Raw genomic sequence first — 15,744 nt, 5'->3', positions numbered from 1 at the left:
CAACCGAGCGAAGGCAAGGACAATGACCCAGACCACGGAAGTCCCCGGCACCACCGGCAGGCTCCAGGGCAGGCGCATCGGCATCCTCATGGAGAGCGACTACGTCGAGGAGGAGATCGCCTACTACCGGATGCGGTTCGCCGAGGAGGGCGCCCAGGTCGAGCTGCTGACCCGGCTGTGGGGCAGCGACTCGCTGACCTTCACCGGGCACGAGCAGCGCGCGCCCATCGAGGTGAGCGGCGACCTGGAGAAGCTGGACTACGACGAGCTGTCGCGGCTGTCCGCGCTGATCGTGCCCTCGGGCATGGTGGCGGACCGGCTGCGCTACACCGACAACGTGAGCCGCCCCGCGCCCGCGGTCGAGGTGATGCGGCGGGCGTTCCGGCTGCCGAACCTGATCAAGGCGTTCTCCTGCCACGGCCTGCTGCTGCTGTCGTCGGTGCCCGAGCTGGTCCGCGACCGGCCGGTGACCTGCCACAACAACCTGGTCGGCGACGTGCGCAACATGGGCGCGGTCTACACCGGCCGCGACGTGGTGGTGGACGGCGACCTGGTCACCTCCCGCACCGTCGAGCAGTGCAACCTGCTGGCCCGCACGGTGATCGAGATGCTGGTGGCGAGGGGCAACGGTGGGCGCTGAGATTGCCTACTCGCACTCGGACACCACCGCGGGCCACGTCGAGTCGTTCCAGGGTCGCGACCTGCGGGTCCGCACGCTCGACGGCCGCACGGTCACCCTGCGCCTGACCGACACCACGGCCGCTCAGGTCGTCCGCAACCTCGGCGAGCCGTACCGGGACGCCACCGGTCGGCTCGCCGAGCTGTTGCGGCCGGGCCGGCTCGTGTTCGCGCACGGGCCGGTGTACCCGGACCCGGGCGGTCTCCGCTACCAGGCGGCGCAGCTGTTCCTGGTGGGCGACGAGACCGAGGAGCACGTGTTCGAGCGGCCCGGCTGGTGGGTCGACCAGCTGCGCGAGCTGGCCCGGTTCTACCGGCGCGCCCAGTTCGGCGCGGGCGAGGTCGACTACGCCGACTACCGCACCGAGATCAGGCTGGGCGGCGACAAGGGCGGCAGGCACGTCCAGGAGACCGACACGATCTCCCGCCTGGTCTACGGCATGGCGTCGGCGTACATGCTGACCGGCGACGAGGACTTCCTCACCGTCGCCGACCGCGGCTCGGAGTACCTGCGCGAGCACATGCGGTTCGTCGACACCGACCTGGGCGTCACCTACTGGTACCACGGCGTGGACGTGGACGGCGGCCGCGAGCGCAAGCTGTTCACCTCCGAGTTCGACGACGACTACCGCGCCATCCCCGCCTACGAGCAGATCTACGCGCTGGCCGGCCTGGTGCAGAACTACCGCGTCACCGGCGACCCGGCCACCAAGGCCGACATCGACGGCACGATGCGGCTGTTCGAGCGGTTCTTCGCCGACCCGGCGCGCGGCGGCTACTGGTCGCACGTCGACCCGGTGGACCTCAGCCCGCACTCGGCGTCGCTGGGCCGCAACCAGGCCCGCAAGAACTGGAACTCGGTCGGCGACCACGCGCCGGCGTACCTGTTCAACCTGTACCTGGCGACCGGCGACCAGCGGCACCTGGACATGTTGGAGCACACCTTCGACATGATCGTGGCGCACTTCCCCGACCGCGGCACGCCGTTCGTGCAGGAGCGCTTCCACGGCGACTGGACGCCGGACCGCACGTGGGGCTGGCAGCAGGACCGGGCGGTGGTCGGGCACAACCTCAAGATCGCCTGGAACCTGACCCGGATGAACGCCGCCCGCGCCAAGTACGACTACGCGCGCCTGGCCGAGACGCTGGCCCGCACCATGCCGGACGTGGGCCGCGACGGGCAGCGGGGCGGCTGGTACGACCTGGTGCAGCGGCAGCCGCCGCACGACTTCGTGTGGCACGACCGCAAGGCGTGGTGGCAGCAGGAGCAGGCGATCCTGGCCTACCTGGTGCTCGCCGGCCACCGGCGGTCGGACGAGTTCCTGGCGCACGGCCGGGAGGCGGCGGCGTTCTACAACGCGTTCTTCCTCGACCACGACGAGGGCGGCGTGTACTTCAACGTGCTCAACAACGGCATCCCGTACCTGGTGGGCACCGAGCGGCTCAAGGGCAGCCACTCCATGTCGATGTACCACGCGGCGGAGCTGTGCTACCTGGCCACCGTCTACACCGGGCTGCTGGTGCGCGGCGAGCCGCTGGACCTGTGGTTCAAGCCCCGCCCGGACGCGGACTTCCCGGACCGGCTGCTGCGGGTCGCGCCGGACGTGCTGCCCGCCGGCCGGGTGCGGCTGGACCGCGTGCTGGTGGACGGCGAGCCGTACCGGGACTTCGACCCCGCGGCGATGGCGGTGCGGCTGCCCGACAGCGCCTCGGCGGTGACCGTCCAGGCCCGGCTGGTCCCGGTGGAGGGGCGATGACCGCGGTGGACGGCCCGGCGACGGCGGAGCGGTGGGTCGACGGGTTCCGGGTGGCGCCCGCGCCGCCGCTGCCGCTGGGGTCGACCGCGACGCCGGACGGCATCGCGTTCGCGGTGTCCTCCGCCTCGGCGCGGCGCGTGTCGCTGGTGCTGCTGGACCCCGAGCACGGCGACGAGGTCGCCGAGCTGCCGTTCCCCGAGGACTTCCGGGTCGGCGACGTGTGGGCGATGACCGTGGTCGGCCTCGACCCGGACCTGGTGCACTACGGCTACCGCGTGGACGGCCGGGACGACCTGCTGCTCGACCCGCGCGCCCGGCGGCTGCCCGGCGGCGAGGTGTGGGGCGAGCGGCCCCGCTACCGGTCGGCGGTGGCGCGGCCGGACGGCTTCGACTGGGGCGACGACCGGCCGCCGCGGATCCCGGTCGAGGACCTGGTGGTCTACGAGCTGAACGTGCGCGGCTACACCCGGCACGCGTCGTCGGGGGTGGCCGCGCCCGGCACGTTCGCCGGCCTGCGCGAGAAGGTGCCCCACCTGCGGGAGCTGGGCGTCAACTGCGTCGAGCTGATGCCGGTGTTCGAGTTCGACGAGACCGACGTGCCCGGCGCCCCCGAGCGGCTCAACACCTGGGGCTACCACCCGGTGGGCTTCTTCGCGCCCAAGGCGTCCTACGGCTCGCCGCGCGAGTTCAAGGAGCTGGTGCGCGACCTGCACGCGGCGGGCATCGAGGTGGTGCTCGACGTGGTGTTCAACCACACCGGCGAGGGCGACCACCGCGGGCCGACGCAGTCGTTCCGGGGCCTGGACAACGAGGTGTACTACCTGCTGACCCCGGACGGCGACTACTACAACTTCAGCGGCACCGGGAACACGCTGAACTGCAACCACCCCGTGGTGCGCGAACTGGTCCTGGACAGCCTGCGGCACTGGGCGCTGGAGTACCGGGTGGACGGCTTCCGGTTCGACCTGGCCTCCGTGCTGTCCCGGGGCCGCGACGGCGGGCCGCTGCCGAACCCGCCGCTGCTGGAGGCGCTGGCGCACGACCCGGTGCTGGCCGACCGCAAGCTGATCGCCGAGGCGTGGGACGCGGGCGGGCTGTACCAGGTCGGGTCGTTCCCCGCCTACGGCCGGTGGATGGAGTGGAACGGGCGCTACCGCGACGCGCTGCGCCGGTTCCTGGTCGCGCGGCCGGGCAGCGCGGGCGAGCTGGCGGGCGGGCTGATCGGCTCGCCCGACCTGTACGCCGGTCGCGGCCCGGGCGCGTCGGTGAACTTCGTGACCTGCCACGACGGGTTCACGCTGGCCGACCTGGTGTCCTACGACCACAAGCACAACGAGGCCAACGGCGAGGACAACCGGGACGGCAACGACGCCAACGAGAGCTGGAACTGCGGCGTCGAGGGGCCGACGGACGACCCGGACGTGCTGGCGCTGCGGCGGCGGCAGGCGCGCAACGCGCTGGCGCTGCTGATGGTGAGCAACGGCGTGCCGATGCTGCTCGCCGGCGACGAGTTCGGCCGCACCCAGCGGGGCAACAACAACGCCTACTGCCAGGACAACGACATCACCTGGGTGGACTGGGAGCTGGCCGGGCGCAACCGGGACCTGGTCGCGTTCGTGCGGTCGCTGACCGCGCTGCGCGCCCGCCACCCGGTGCTGCGGCGGGCCGCGCACCCCGGTGGCGAGCCGGTGCCCGGGTGGCAGTACCCGGCGGTGAGCTGGCACGGCGCGCGGCCGTTCGAACCCGACTGGTCGGCGGACTCGCGGCTGGTGGCCGTGCTGCTGCACGAGGAGGGCGTGGACTCGGTGTTCGTGGTGGCGAACACCGACCTGGCGGCGGCGGAGGTGGTGCTGCCGGCGGCGCCCGCGGGCACGGAGTGGCACGTGGCCGTGGACACCGCCACCGGCAGGTCCGGCGAGGGCGGCGGGCGGGAGGCGCTCGTGGTGGCCGGCAAGTCCGTCGTCGTGGTGGAGGCGCTGCCCAGCGGTGGGCAGGGGAGTTGAGGAGGAACAGCGGTGAGCTTCGAGGCGTACCTGGGGTTCAACGGCCGCACCGGCACCGTCTACCTGACCGGTGAGCTGGACGCGGGCACCGCGCCGGTGTTCCGGTCGCTGGTGGAGCAGGCCGCGCAGCGGCCGCTGGACCGGCTGGTGCTGGACCTGACGGGGTTGGCGACGATGTCCTCGGCGGGCGTGCGGTCCCTGGCGTTCGCCCAGCAGCAGTTGCCGCCGTCCGCGGCGATCATCGTCGTGGGCGCGAGCCCGGAGGTGGTCGAGGTGATTCGGCTGGCCGGGTTCGACCAGGCGGTGACGATCGCCCAACGGGCGGCGTGATCGAAATGGCCTGAGGGCCGCTTGGGAAATCATTCACAAAGGCGCGGGCGCGCCGGCGAACCACCACCCGGTTATATCGGTTGAACGTCAACTGTTTACCAACATGTGGTTATGTCGGCGCGCCCCGCCGGTTGAATGCCCAGCTCACCGCGAACGCGCCGGAGCGGGATTCCACGCCGCAGGGCACGCGAGGGCATTGCGGTTGAACGATCAACTATATAACGCTGCGTGCAAGCGAAGGTGACCGGTTTCCACCCGGATGTACGAAGTGCTCGTCCACCGTCTGGCCGTGTCGACCCGCTACTGAGGGTGATCAAGCGATCCGCGCGAGACGCTCCCCGGAACTGCCTTCTTCCTGTTGGAGCGGACGCGGATAGCGAACGCGGACCCGTCTCACAATGCCCTCCTCTACGGAGGGTGATCATGCTCGGAGCGCTGGATAAGTATTCCACGATAGCGCTTGCGTTTCGGACCTCACGAGATCGTCCCGGCTTGGCCCGGAGTGACTTGCCGGACGCGTTGCCCATATGGAGTATCGATTGAGTACGACATGTGACAGTTTCGGGGGTCAACGGTGGTCGAGGACAGTCTTCGCACTGCTCTTTCGCTTGCCAAGAATGATGAGGTGACACACTTCGCGCAAGACAAGTTCAGCTCCCTTCCGCGCTCTGACCAGCGCCGATGGGCTGAGGTCTACCTCAGGGGGCTGCTACTTGGGCGTGGTCGGAAGTCTGTCCGCAGAATAGCTGAGGAGGTACTCGAATTACCTGTTTCGCAATCGCTCCAGCAATTCATCAATCAAAGTCCCTGGGACTGGCGGGAAGTACGGTCCCGAATTGCGGGTGAGGTTGAGGAGCTGCTGTCCCCGAGGGCCTGGGTAATTGCCGACACGACGATCCCGAAAAGGGGGGAGCACTCGGTCGGCGTGGAACGCAGGTTCGTCCCGAGCGAGGGGCGCGCGATCAATTGCCAGCTCGGCACCGGGCTTTTCCTGGCCGCGGAGGCGGCGAGCATCCCGGTGAACTGGCGGATCCAGCTGACCAGGCGGTGGATCGACGACGACCGCCGTCGCAACCGGGCGTACATCCCCGACTCGGTCGAGGCGCTGCCGGAGTGGCGGTACGCGCTGGACCTGGTCGAGGAGGTGGGGGAGTGGGGCATCCCCCGCGCGCCCGTGGTCGGCGACCTGCGGCACACGCCGGGCGCGCACCGGCTGATGGCGAAGCTCGCCGAACTGGGGGCCGACTTCGTCTTCGAGGTGCCGGACACCTTCGAGCTGGTGCCGGGGCCGCACCTCGCCGCCGTCCGCAGCGGTTTCGGCCCGCAGCGGGGACCGAACCTGGTCCGGGCGCGCGACTGCCTGCGGGGCGCGGACATCAAGCACCGGCAGGTCGTCACCTGGGCGCCGGGCGTGGACGGCAAGCACCGGGCCACGCAGGCGGTGTCGGTGCCGGTGCGGTTGCCGGTCGACCCGGGTCGGCGCGGCGGGCCCGCGCTCCAACTGGTCGGCACCTCGCGGCAGGGAGGCCGCGTGAAGCTGTGGCTGACCAACCGCACCGACCTCCGCGCGGCGGAGGTCATCTCACTGGGGGCACTCGTCGATCGCACCGCGTGCGACCTGCTGGACCTGCGGGCGCACTACGGGCTGCTGGACTTCGAAGGCCGGTCGTACCGGGGGTGGCACCACCACATGACGCTCGTTTCCGCGGCGTACACGTTCGCCAAGCGCAGCGCGGTGCTGGGCCAACGGGAACGGCAACTGTCCTGATCGGCGCGCATGCCTCAACGGCGAGGCATGCGCGCCGCGCGGGAGGTCGGGGCGGGGGCGCCCCGGTGCTCAGGACGCGCGGACGAGCAGGTGGGCCTGGTGGAACCGCTCGCCGTCGAGGGGTTCGCGCCGCAGGCGGGCGACCTCCGCGAAACCGGCCCCGCGCAGCAGGTCCGCGAGGCCGTCGACCGACCACCGGTAGGCGGGCGCGACCTTGTGGTCGAACTCGCGGGGCAGCGGGTCGTCGCCGGCGTAGAAGCCGAGCAGCAGGTGGCCGCCGGGCGCCAGCACGCGCCGGAACTCGGCGAACACGGCCGGCACCCGCGGCGGCGGGGTGTGGATGACGGAGTAGGACGCGAGGATGCCGCCGAGGGCGCCGCCGGCGAGGTCCAGGTCGGTCATGGTCCCCTCGTCGAACCGCAGGTGCGGGTGCGCCCGGCGGGCCAGGGCGACCATCGCGGGGGACAGGTCGACGCCGAAGGCGGTCAACCCCAGGTCGTGCAGGTGCGCGGTCAGGTGGCCGGGGCCGCAGCCGACGTCGGCGACCGGTCCGGCGCCGTGGTCCCGGACGAGTTCGGCGAACGCGGCCAGCAGCCCGCGCTCCAGCGGCCTGGTGTCGAGCACGTCGCCGAACATCTCGGCGTAGAGGGTCGCGACGGCGTCGTAGGCGGCCCCGGTGTCGCGCGGTCCGGTCACGGCGGTCGGTTCGGTCACGGTGCGAACCTAGCCCGGCGGTGAGCCGACCGGACCGGCCGCCCGGCTCAGGCGCGGGTCTCCCGCGTCCGCCACAGCACCAGCACGAAGTACGGCGTGCCCAGCAGCGCGATCACCAGCCCCGCCGGCACCTGCGCCGGCGCGATCACGGTGCGCCCGATCGTGTCGGCGAGGCTCACCAGCACCGCGCCGACGGCCATCGCCACCGGGATCACCCGCCGGTTCCGCCCGCCGACCAGGGAACGCGCCAGGTGCGGCGCGACCAGGCCCACGAACGCCACCACGCCGATCGCCGACACAGCCGTCGCCGCCAGCGCGCCCGCCGCCGCCAGCACGACCAGCCGCGACCGCTCCACCCGCATCCCCAGCACCCGCGGGGTGTCCTCGTCCAGGCCGTGCAGGTCCAGCTCGCGGTGCCGCGCCCACAGCAGCGGCGCCAGCAGCACCAGCGCCAGCGCGGTCGGCACGACCTGCTCCAGCGTCCGCCCGTAGGTGGAGCCGGACAGCCACGTCAGCGCCTTCGCGGTGTTCCACGGGTCCGACGTCACGATCAGCAGCGTGATCAGCGCCATGCCGCCGGACCACGACGCGATGCCGATGACCACCAGCCGGTCCGAGTCCAGCCCCGACCGCCACGCCAGGCCGTAGACCAGGGCGAACGCCAGCACCGCCCCGACACCGGCGGCGCCCGCGACCGCCCACGCGCCGGCCACCGGCACGAGCGTGATCAACGTGATCGCGCCCAGCCCGGCGCCCGCGGTGATGCCCAGCAGGCCCGGTTCGGCCAGCGGGTTGCGGCTCACCGCCTGGATGCCGCAGCCGGACGCGGCCAGCGCCGCGCCCGCGGCCAGCGCCGCCAGCACCCGGGGCAGCCGCTGGTCCAGCACGAACGTCAGCGCGGTGCCGGTGCGCCCGGACACCCAGTTCGCCAGGTCGCCCAGCAGCACCACCCGGTCGCCGAGCATCAGGCCCGCCACCGGCGCGGCCACCAGCAGCACCGCGAGCACCGCGCCGGTGGTCGCCAGCCGCCGCCGCGTCCCGGCCGGCCCGACCCGCCCGGCGGGTGCCTGCCGCGGCGTGCCGCTCGACCGGCTCCGCCGCGCCAGCCACACCAGCACGGCCGCGCCGAGCACCGTGGTCATCACGCCGGTCGGCACCCGCACCGCCGCGGCCGAACCCATGACCGCCCGCAGCAGCACGTCCGAGCCGAGCACGATCAGCACGCCGACCAGGCCGGACACGGGCAGCAGCAGCCGGTGCCTGCCCAGTCCGGGCACGTGCGGCGCGAGCAGCCGCGTGATCACCGGCGCGCTCAGCCCGACGAAGCCGACGGGCCCGGCCACGTTCACCGCGGCGGCGGTCAGCGCCACGGTCAGCAGCACCGCGCCGACCCGCGTCCGCCGCACCTTCAACCCGAGCACGGTCGCGTTGTCGTCGCCCAGCGCGAGGACGTCCAGCGACCGGCCCATGAACACCAGCGCCACCACCGCGACCAGCACGACCGGCGCCATCTGCCCGGTGGTGCGCAGGTCGCTGACCGACAGCGACCCGCTGCCCCAGGCGAACAGGCCGGTCGTCTCCTGCTCGAACAGGATCAGGAACAGCATCGCCAGCGACTGGAGCGCCAGCGCCACCGCCGAACCCACCAGCACCAGCCGCGGGCTCGTCGACCCGCCGCCGGACAGCCCCAGCACGACCACCGCCGCGGCGAGCCCGCCCGCGAACGCCGTCGCGCCGGTGAGCAGCGCGGGCAGGCCCACCCCGAACGCCGCGACGACCACCACGGCCAGGTGCGCGCCCGCGTTCACGGCGAGCGTGTCCGGGGACGCCAGCGGGTTGCGGGCCACCGACTGCATCCCCGCGCCCGCGACGCCGAGGGCGACGCCGAGCAGCAGGGCGGTCAGCAGGCGGGGGACGCGCGAACCCTCCAGCACCGCGAGGGTCTGCGCGTCGCCGTCGCCCACCAGGGCGGCCAGCACGTCGAGCACGCCGGTGTCGGCGGTGCCCTGGGTGAGGTGGACGGCGGAGAGCACGGCGATGGCCGCCACGATCCCCGCCGTCACGGCGGTGGCGCGGAACATCAGGCGGTGACGGCCTTCACGAACTGCTCGGCGACGCGCACGACGGACTTGGGCCCGCCGAAGGTCCACGTGCCGGCCTCCAGCTTGACGACCTTGCCCGAGGTCACGAACGGCAGCCGCTGCCACACGGGGTTCTGCGCGAGGCCGGTGGTGAACACGTCGTCCTCGGAGGCGCTGTAGAACAGCACGGTCTTCGGGTCGGTGATCGCGGTCATGCCCTCGACGTCGGTCGAGCCCAGGCCCCACTGCGGGTCGACCTCGCCGGTCCAGGCGTTGACCAGGCCGAGCGCCTCGGCGGTGTCGGAGACCAGCGAGCCCTTGCCGAACGGGCGGATGGTGACGGTGCTGCCCTCCAGCCAGCCGTCGGCCATGACGAACGGCGTGCCGGCCGCGCCCTTGTCGGCGACGGCCTTCTTGCCGTCGGCCAGCGCCTGGTCCATCTCGTCGAGCAGGGTGTCGGCCTCGGTGGTCTTGCCGACGGCCTGGGCGACCAGGTTCAGGTCCTCGCGCAGGCGGTCGAAGTTGCGGCTCGCGTCGCTGGCCTTGGTGACGACCACCGGGACGTACTGCTCCAGCCGCTCCGCGAGCGTGGTGTCCCGGCCCTGGGCCATGATCACCACGTCGGGGTCGAGGGCGACGATCGAGTCGACGCTCGGCTCGTTGCGGGTGCCGACGTCCTTGACGCTCCCGTCCAGCGGGGTGGCCTTGTCCCAGGCCTGGTAGCCGGCGACGTCGGCGACGCCCACGGGCATCACGCCCAGCGAGGCGACCATCTCGGCCTCGGCCCACTCCAGCGCCACGACCTTCTGCGCGGGCGCGTCGAGCTTGACCTCCTTGCCGCGCACGTCGGTCAGGGTGACCGGGCCGCCGGCGCCCTCCGAGGCCGTGGTGGCGGTCGTCGTCGGGGTCTCCGTGGTGCCGCAGGCGGACAGCAGCACGGCCGCCGCGACGAGGGCAGGGGTCGACCAGCGCATGGCTAGCACCTCTCGCTTGTTCCGGGGTTCGGGGTTTCTCGGGGTCAGCTGACGGGCCGGCGCGCGTGCCTGCCCAGCGGGCGGCAGTGGATCGCACCGGTCACCGGGTCGTCGGCGACGTGCACGGTGACGCCGTAGGCGCGGGAGAGGTGGTCGCCGGTCAGCACGTCGCGCACCGCGCCGGCCGCGACGACCCGGCCCTCGGACAGCAGGACCACCTCGTCGGCGACGATCGCGGCGTGGTCGAGGTCGTGGAGCACGACGCCGACCGCCACGTCGTGGTCGTCGGCGAGGTCGCGCACCACGTCCAGGACCTCGACCTGGTAGCGCAGGTCCAGGTGGTTGGTCGGCTCGTCGAGCAGCAGCACGGAGGTCTGCTGGGCCAGGCAGGACGCCAGCCACACGCGCTGCAGCTCGCCGCCGGACAGCTCGTCGACGCCCCGCTCGGCCATCGGCGCGACGCCCGTCAGCTCCATGGCGCGGGTGATGGCGGCGTTGCCCTCCAGGTCGACGCCGCGCCACCCCGCGCGGTAGGGGTGGCGGCCGTAGGAGACGACGTCGCGGACCGAGACGCCCGACGGGGTCGGCCGCTGCTGGGTGAGCAGGGTGACGGCGCGGGCGAACTCCTTGCCGGACAGGGCGGCGTGGCCCCAGACGGCGCGGTCGCGCACCGTGACCTGCCCGCCGCGCGGCTTGTGCAGGCGCGCCAGGGAGCGCAGCACGGTCGACTTGCCGGAGCCGTTCGGGCCGACCAGGGCGGTCACCGCGCCGGCGCGCAGGCGCAGCGAGACGCCTTCCACGACGGTGCGGTCGTGGTGCGCCAGGACCAGGTCCTCACCGGCGAGCAGCGCGTCTCCCTTGGGCATGAAGGGGAGCCTAACCTAAGCAGGCCCCTACCCCATATGGGCGTGATCTGCTGCACTTTTCCGGCGTCCGCGTAACGCGGCGGGCACGTCGTCCCTGGTCGGGGGCACCGACCCGTCACCGGTCGAAGTACCGCCGCGTGTCCGCCACCAGCGCGGCGCACACCGCCGCCGTCCGGTCCGCGTGGGACCGCCGCCTCGCGGGCTCCCAGGCGAACGTCCACGTGAACCGGCACCCGCCCGCCGCCGGCTCCACCAGGTGGTCCTCGCCGAACCGCCGGAACAGCGGCAGGTTCGCCGAGTCCGCCCGGAACGACTGCCGCCGCCCCTCCTCCCAGCGGAAGGCGCGCTCGTGCAACCGCAGCACGCCCAGCACGGACGCCAGGCGAACCGTGCCCACGCCGAACGGGCGGGGGGAGGTGTACTCCACCGTCAGCAACCGGCACCACCACAGGGGGTTGGTCGCCGTCAACCCGCGCCATACACGTTCGGGTGACACCGGCAGGTCCAGCACGTGGCTGCGGCGCTGCGGCGCCGTGGTGAGGAACTCCTGGTCAACCGGTTCGAGGCGCGGCATACCCCCAGTGTGCGACCTGTCCCGCCGGAGCACCGCGCCACGCGGGGTGCGGACACCACCGGCATCACCGAGTTGGGCTCGACGGGGGACGGGTGCGCTCGAACGTGTGGATCAACCCCCGGGGGTCTTGGCCGGGGCGCCCCCGCACTGGTTGCGTACCGGGGTACGCCACACCGACACGAGAGGCGCGTGCCGATGCAGCCGTTCCAGTTGCCGGAGTTCTACATGCCCCACCCGGCGCGGCTGAACCCCAACCTCGAACGCGCGCGCGTCCACACCAAGGCGTGGGCGTACGAGATGGACATGATCGACGTCCCGCAGCACGGCACCGTGATCTGGACCGAGCACGACCTCGACTCCCACGACTACGCCCTGCTCTGCGCCTACACCCACCCCGACGCGACACCGGACGACCTCGACCTGGTCACCGACTGGTACGTCTGGGTCTTCTACTTCGACGACCACTTCGTCGAGCTGTACAAGCGCAACCCCGACCTGGCGGGCGCCAAGGCGTACCTCGACCGGCTGCCGCTGTTCATGCCGGTCGAGGGGCCGATCACCGAGGAGCCGACCAACCCGGTCGAGAAGGGCCTCAAGGACCTCTGGGAGCGCACCGTCCCGGCCCACTCGGCCGACTGGCGGCTCCGGTTCGCCGACAACACCGAGCACCTGCTCGACGAGTCGATGTGGGAGCTGCTCAACATCTCCGAGGGCCGCCTGTCCAACCCGATCGAGTACGTCGAGATGCGCCGCAAGGTCGGCGGCGCGCCGTGGTCGGCGAACCTGGTCGAGCACGTCACCGGCATGGAGGTGCCCGCGCGCATCGCGCTGACCCGGCCGATGGGCGTGCTGCGCGACACCTTCGCCGACGCCGTCCACCTGCGCAACGACCTGTTCTCCTACGAGCGCGAGGTGCTCGACGAGGGCGAGCTGAGCAACGGCGTGCTGGTGCTGGAGAAGTTCCTCGACGTGCCCACGCAGGAGGCGGCCGAGGCGGTCAACGACCTGCTCACCTCCCGCCTGCACCAGTTCGAGCACACCGCGCTCACCGAGGTCCCGCTGCTGCTCGACGAGCACGGCATCGACCCGGCCGGGCGGCTCGCCGTGCTGGCGTACGTCAAGGGCCTCCAGGACTGGCAGTCCGGCGGCCACGAGTGGCACGCCCGCTCCAGCCGCTACATGAACGAGGGCGCGGTCACCACGCCGGTGCTGGGCGGGCCCACCGGCCTGGGCACCGCCGGCATCCGCTCGATCCTGGCCACCGCGCCCCAGCGGCTGCGCGGCTTCAGCCACGTGCCGTTCGAGCAGGTGCCGCCGCACCCGTGGCCGGACATGTACCTGCCCTACCCGGTGACGATCAACCCGCACTGGAAGGACTCGCTGGAGCACAACGTCGAGTGGTGCCGGGACGTGGGCGTCTACGACGACGTGCCGCGGGTCTGGACCGCGGAGAAGGTGCGCGGCTACGACTTCGCGCTGTGCTCGGCGGGCATCGACCCGGACGCCACCCGCGAGCAGCTCGACCTGTCCGCGGACTGGCTGGCCTGGGGCACCTACGGCGACGACTACTACCCGGTGGCGTTCGGCCGCACCCCCGACCTGTCCGCCGCCAAGGCCCTCAACGACCGCCTCAAGCAGCTCATGCCGGTGGCGGGCGAGGCGCCGATCACCCCGGTCAACCCACTGGAGCGCGGCCTGGCCGACCTGTGGCGCCGCACCGCGGACCCGATGCCCGTGCCCTACCGCGAGGACTTCAAGCGGGCCGTGTCGGTGATGATCGACGCGTGGCTGTGGGAACTGCACAACCACCACCTGAACCGCATCCCCGACCCGGTCGACTACGTGGAGATGCGCCGCGGCACGTTCGGCTCGGACATGACGAAGAGCCTGGCGAAGTTCGGCCACGGCAACACGGTGCCGCCGGAGGTCTACCGGACGCGGACCGTGCAGAGCATGGAGAACGCCGCCTCGGACTACGGGTGGATGATCAACGACCTGTTCTCCTACCGCAAGGAGGTCCAGTACGAGGGCGAGGTGCACAACCTCGTGCTGGTGGTGCGCAACTTCCTCGACGTCGACTTCGAGCGCGCCTACCAGGTGGTGCTCGACCTCCAGACCGCGCGGATGAAGCAGTTCGAGCACATCGTGGACGTCGAGCTGCCCACCCTGTTCGAGGAGTTCGACCTCGACCGGGGCGCCCGGGACACGCTGCTCGAGTACGCGGCCGAGCTGCAGGACTGGATGGCGGCCATCCTCGAGTGGCACCTCAAGACCTACCGCTACGGCCCGGAGGCGCTGGAGGAGCACAACCGGCCCCGGCCGCCCGTCGCGCTCCGGTCCCTGCTCGGCCCGACCGGGCTCGGCACGTCGTCCACCCGCCTGGCGGTGAACCTCACGTGACGTGAAGTCGAATGGGAATGGGAGAAATATGTACACCTATTCGTAGTGCTCGGCGGCGTCGCCGAGGCGCCGGCCGACCGCGAGGCCGGGTCGCGGTGGTCGTCCGGGGCGTCGACGGCGAGGTCCACCGGACGTGGGAGACGGCGGTCGGCGCCAACACCCGGAGTGAGCGGGCCTGGCTGATCGAGGGCATCTCGGACCCGGCGGGGCGACCTGCCGGCCCGCCCCTCCCCACACTTCCAACATAGCCCCGGCGGCGGCGGAAAACATCGCTCCGCGGACCGATTCTTCCCGGCGCGCCAACGGTTAGCTTTGCGCGCATGCCGGAGCTGAGAGCGCTTGACGTCGGCCCGTCCCGGATCGAGATCGCGTACGAGGTCCTCGGTGACCCCGCCGCCCCACCGGTCCTGCTGGTCATGGGAGCCGGCGCGCAACTCGTCGACTGGCCGGACGGCTTCTGCCGGGAGCTGGTGGACCGGGGCCTGCGGGTGATCCGGTTCGACAACCGCGACGCCGGTCGGTCGACGCGCTTCCCCGACGAGCCCGTGCCCGACTTCGCCGCGATCCGCGCCGGGGACACCTCCTCGGCCCCTTACACGCTGTCGGACATGGCGGCCGACGCCGTCGGGCTGCTCGACGTGCTCGGGATCGCCGGCGCGCACGTCGTCGGAGCGTCGATGGGCGGCATGATCGCCCAGGTGGCCGCGATCGAGCACCCGGACCGGGTCCGCTCGCTCACCTCGGTGATGGCCACCACCGGCGAGCCCGGCGTCGGCGAGCCCGACTTCTCCGTGTTCGCCGAACTGGGCGGGCCGCCGAGGGAGCGGGAGGCGTTCATCCGGTGGCAGGTGCGCGCCAAGCGCGCCGTCGCCTCGCGGGGCTTCGGGTTCGACGCGGACGAGGCGGCCGAGCGGGCGGCGCGGGCGTACGACCGGGGCTACGACGTCCTGGGCCTGCAACGGCAGGGCACCGCCGTGGTGGCGACGGGCGACCGCACGGCTGGACTGCGGTCCCTGCGGGTGCCCGCGCTGGTGGTGCACGGCACCGCCGACCCCGTGTGCGACGTCAGCGGCGGTCGCGCCACGGCGGCGGCGATCCCCGGCGCCGAGCTGCTGCTCCTGGAGGGCATGGGCCACCACCTGCCGCGCGAGCTGTGGCCGGTGATCGCCGCGCGCGTCTCCGGTCTCGTCGAACGCGCCGAACGGGCCGCGGTCGCCGGGACCTGACCGGGGGTGGCGGGTGTCGGCGCGGCGCCCCGCGCCGGCACCCGCCCGGGCTCAGCCCCGGGCGAAGGGCGTCCGCGACACGACCTCGAACGGCAGGTGCGTGATCGCCGCGCCGCCGCGCCGCACGCGGAACTCGGCCATCGAGCCCTTGAACTGCTCGACGCCGTTGGGGCGCATGCCCAGCCGGAGGCCGTCCACCGCGAACGCGTCGCCGTGGGCGAGCGTGCCCCGCACCGCGGCCGGCTTCGCCCTCGCTCCCCGGCCGGGCTCGACCTCGGCCGGCTTCGCCCTCGCGCTCCGGGTCGGGCTCGCCCTCGTGCCCGACCGGCTCCGTCCCCGCCCCCGAACCGCGGCGCCCCGATCGGCCACGAGC

The 15,744-nt window shown here is 72.7% G+C and carries 13 protein-coding genes; 7 read left to right on the top strand and 6 right to left on the bottom strand.

The annotated features are described in order from the left end of the window. The 5 genes from ACFV4N_RS28440 to ACFV4N_RS28420 form a co-directional block, all read left to right on the top strand. On the top strand, window positions 1-640 hold a 640-nt coding region (locus ACFV4N_RS28440), incomplete at its 5' end, for a DJ-1/PfpI family protein (RefSeq protein WP_499675677.1). Further along, on the top strand, window positions 630-2,435 hold the full coding sequence (locus ACFV4N_RS28435) for an AGE family epimerase/isomerase (RefSeq protein WP_499675676.1): 1,806 nt from the start codon (window positions 630-632) through the stop codon (window positions 2,433-2,435). The genes ACFV4N_RS28440 and ACFV4N_RS28435, both read left to right, overlap by 11 nt. After that, entirely contained in the window at window positions 2,432-4,438 is a 2,007-nt protein-coding gene (locus ACFV4N_RS28430; protein ID WP_499675675.1) for a glycogen debranching protein, read from the top strand. The genes ACFV4N_RS28435 and ACFV4N_RS28430 overlap by 4 nt, the downstream gene beginning before the upstream one ends. Window positions 4,439-4,450: 12 nt before the next feature. Further along, complete coding sequence (locus tag ACFV4N_RS28425) at window positions 4,451-4,768, top strand: STAS domain-containing protein (RefSeq protein WP_499675674.1); 318 nt, start codon at window positions 4,451-4,453, stop codon at window positions 4,766-4,768. 574 nt (window positions 4,769-5,342) lie between these two features. Then, entirely contained in the window at window positions 5,343-6,536 is a 1,194-nt protein-coding gene (locus ACFV4N_RS28420) for an IS701 family transposase (RefSeq protein WP_499675673.1), read from the top strand. 69 nt (window positions 6,537-6,605) lie between these two features. Here the strand turns inward: ACFV4N_RS28420 and ACFV4N_RS28415 are convergent, their stop codons facing one another. From ACFV4N_RS28415 to ACFV4N_RS28395, 5 genes are all read right to left on the bottom strand, one after another. After that, window positions 6,606-7,250: a class I SAM-dependent methyltransferase gene (locus ACFV4N_RS28415; protein ID WP_499675672.1), complete on the bottom strand. Its 645-nt coding sequence runs from the start codon at window positions 7,248-7,250 to the stop codon at window positions 6,606-6,608. A 47-nt stretch (window positions 7,251-7,297) separates the two neighbouring features. Next, window positions 7,298-9,331, bottom strand: a complete 2,034-nt coding sequence (locus ACFV4N_RS28410; RefSeq protein WP_499675671.1) for an iron ABC transporter permease — start codon at window positions 9,329-9,331, stop codon at window positions 7,298-7,300. Next, complete coding sequence (locus tag ACFV4N_RS28405; protein WP_499675670.1) at window positions 9,331-10,305, bottom strand: ABC transporter substrate-binding protein; 975 nt, start codon at window positions 10,303-10,305, stop codon at window positions 9,331-9,333. Before ACFV4N_RS28405 ends, ACFV4N_RS28410 begins: the two co-directional genes overlap by 1 nt. Window positions 10,306-10,349: 44 nt before the next feature. After that, window positions 10,350-11,171, bottom strand: coding sequence for an ABC transporter ATP-binding protein (locus ACFV4N_RS28400; protein ID WP_499675669.1), 822 nt, complete (start codon window positions 11,169-11,171; stop codon window positions 10,350-10,352). A 115-nt stretch (window positions 11,172-11,286) separates the two neighbouring features. Then, window positions 11,287-11,745, bottom strand: coding sequence for an SRPBCC family protein (locus tag ACFV4N_RS28395; RefSeq protein ID WP_499675668.1), 459 nt, complete (start codon window positions 11,743-11,745; stop codon window positions 11,287-11,289). Window positions 11,746-11,940: 195 nt separating this feature from the next. Between ACFV4N_RS28395 and ACFV4N_RS28390 the strand changes: the two genes are divergently transcribed. Both ACFV4N_RS28390 and ACFV4N_RS28385 read left to right on the top strand, forming a co-directional pair. Next, window positions 11,941-14,145, top strand: a complete 2,205-nt coding sequence (locus tag ACFV4N_RS28390; protein ID WP_499675678.1) for a terpene synthase family protein — start codon at window positions 11,941-11,943, stop codon at window positions 14,143-14,145. A 320-nt stretch (window positions 14,146-14,465) separates the two neighbouring features. Then, entirely contained in the window at window positions 14,466-15,371 is a 906-nt protein-coding gene (locus ACFV4N_RS28385; protein ID WP_499675667.1) for an alpha/beta fold hydrolase, read from the top strand. A 51-nt stretch (window positions 15,372-15,422) separates the two neighbouring features. Here ACFV4N_RS28385 and ACFV4N_RS28380 read toward each other — a convergent pair. Beyond that, window positions 15,423-15,744, bottom strand: a 322-nt coding sequence (locus ACFV4N_RS28380) for a hypothetical protein (protein WP_499675666.1), incomplete at its 5' end; no start/stop codon positions are given.

The organism is Actinosynnema sp. NPDC059797 (assembly GCF_042732085.1).
Classification (GTDB): Bacteria; Actinomycetota; Actinomycetes; order Mycobacteriales; family Pseudonocardiaceae; genus Actinosynnema.
The sequence above is the reverse complement of the archived record's forward strand: the minus strand, read 5'-3'. Positions and strand labels throughout refer to the sequence as shown.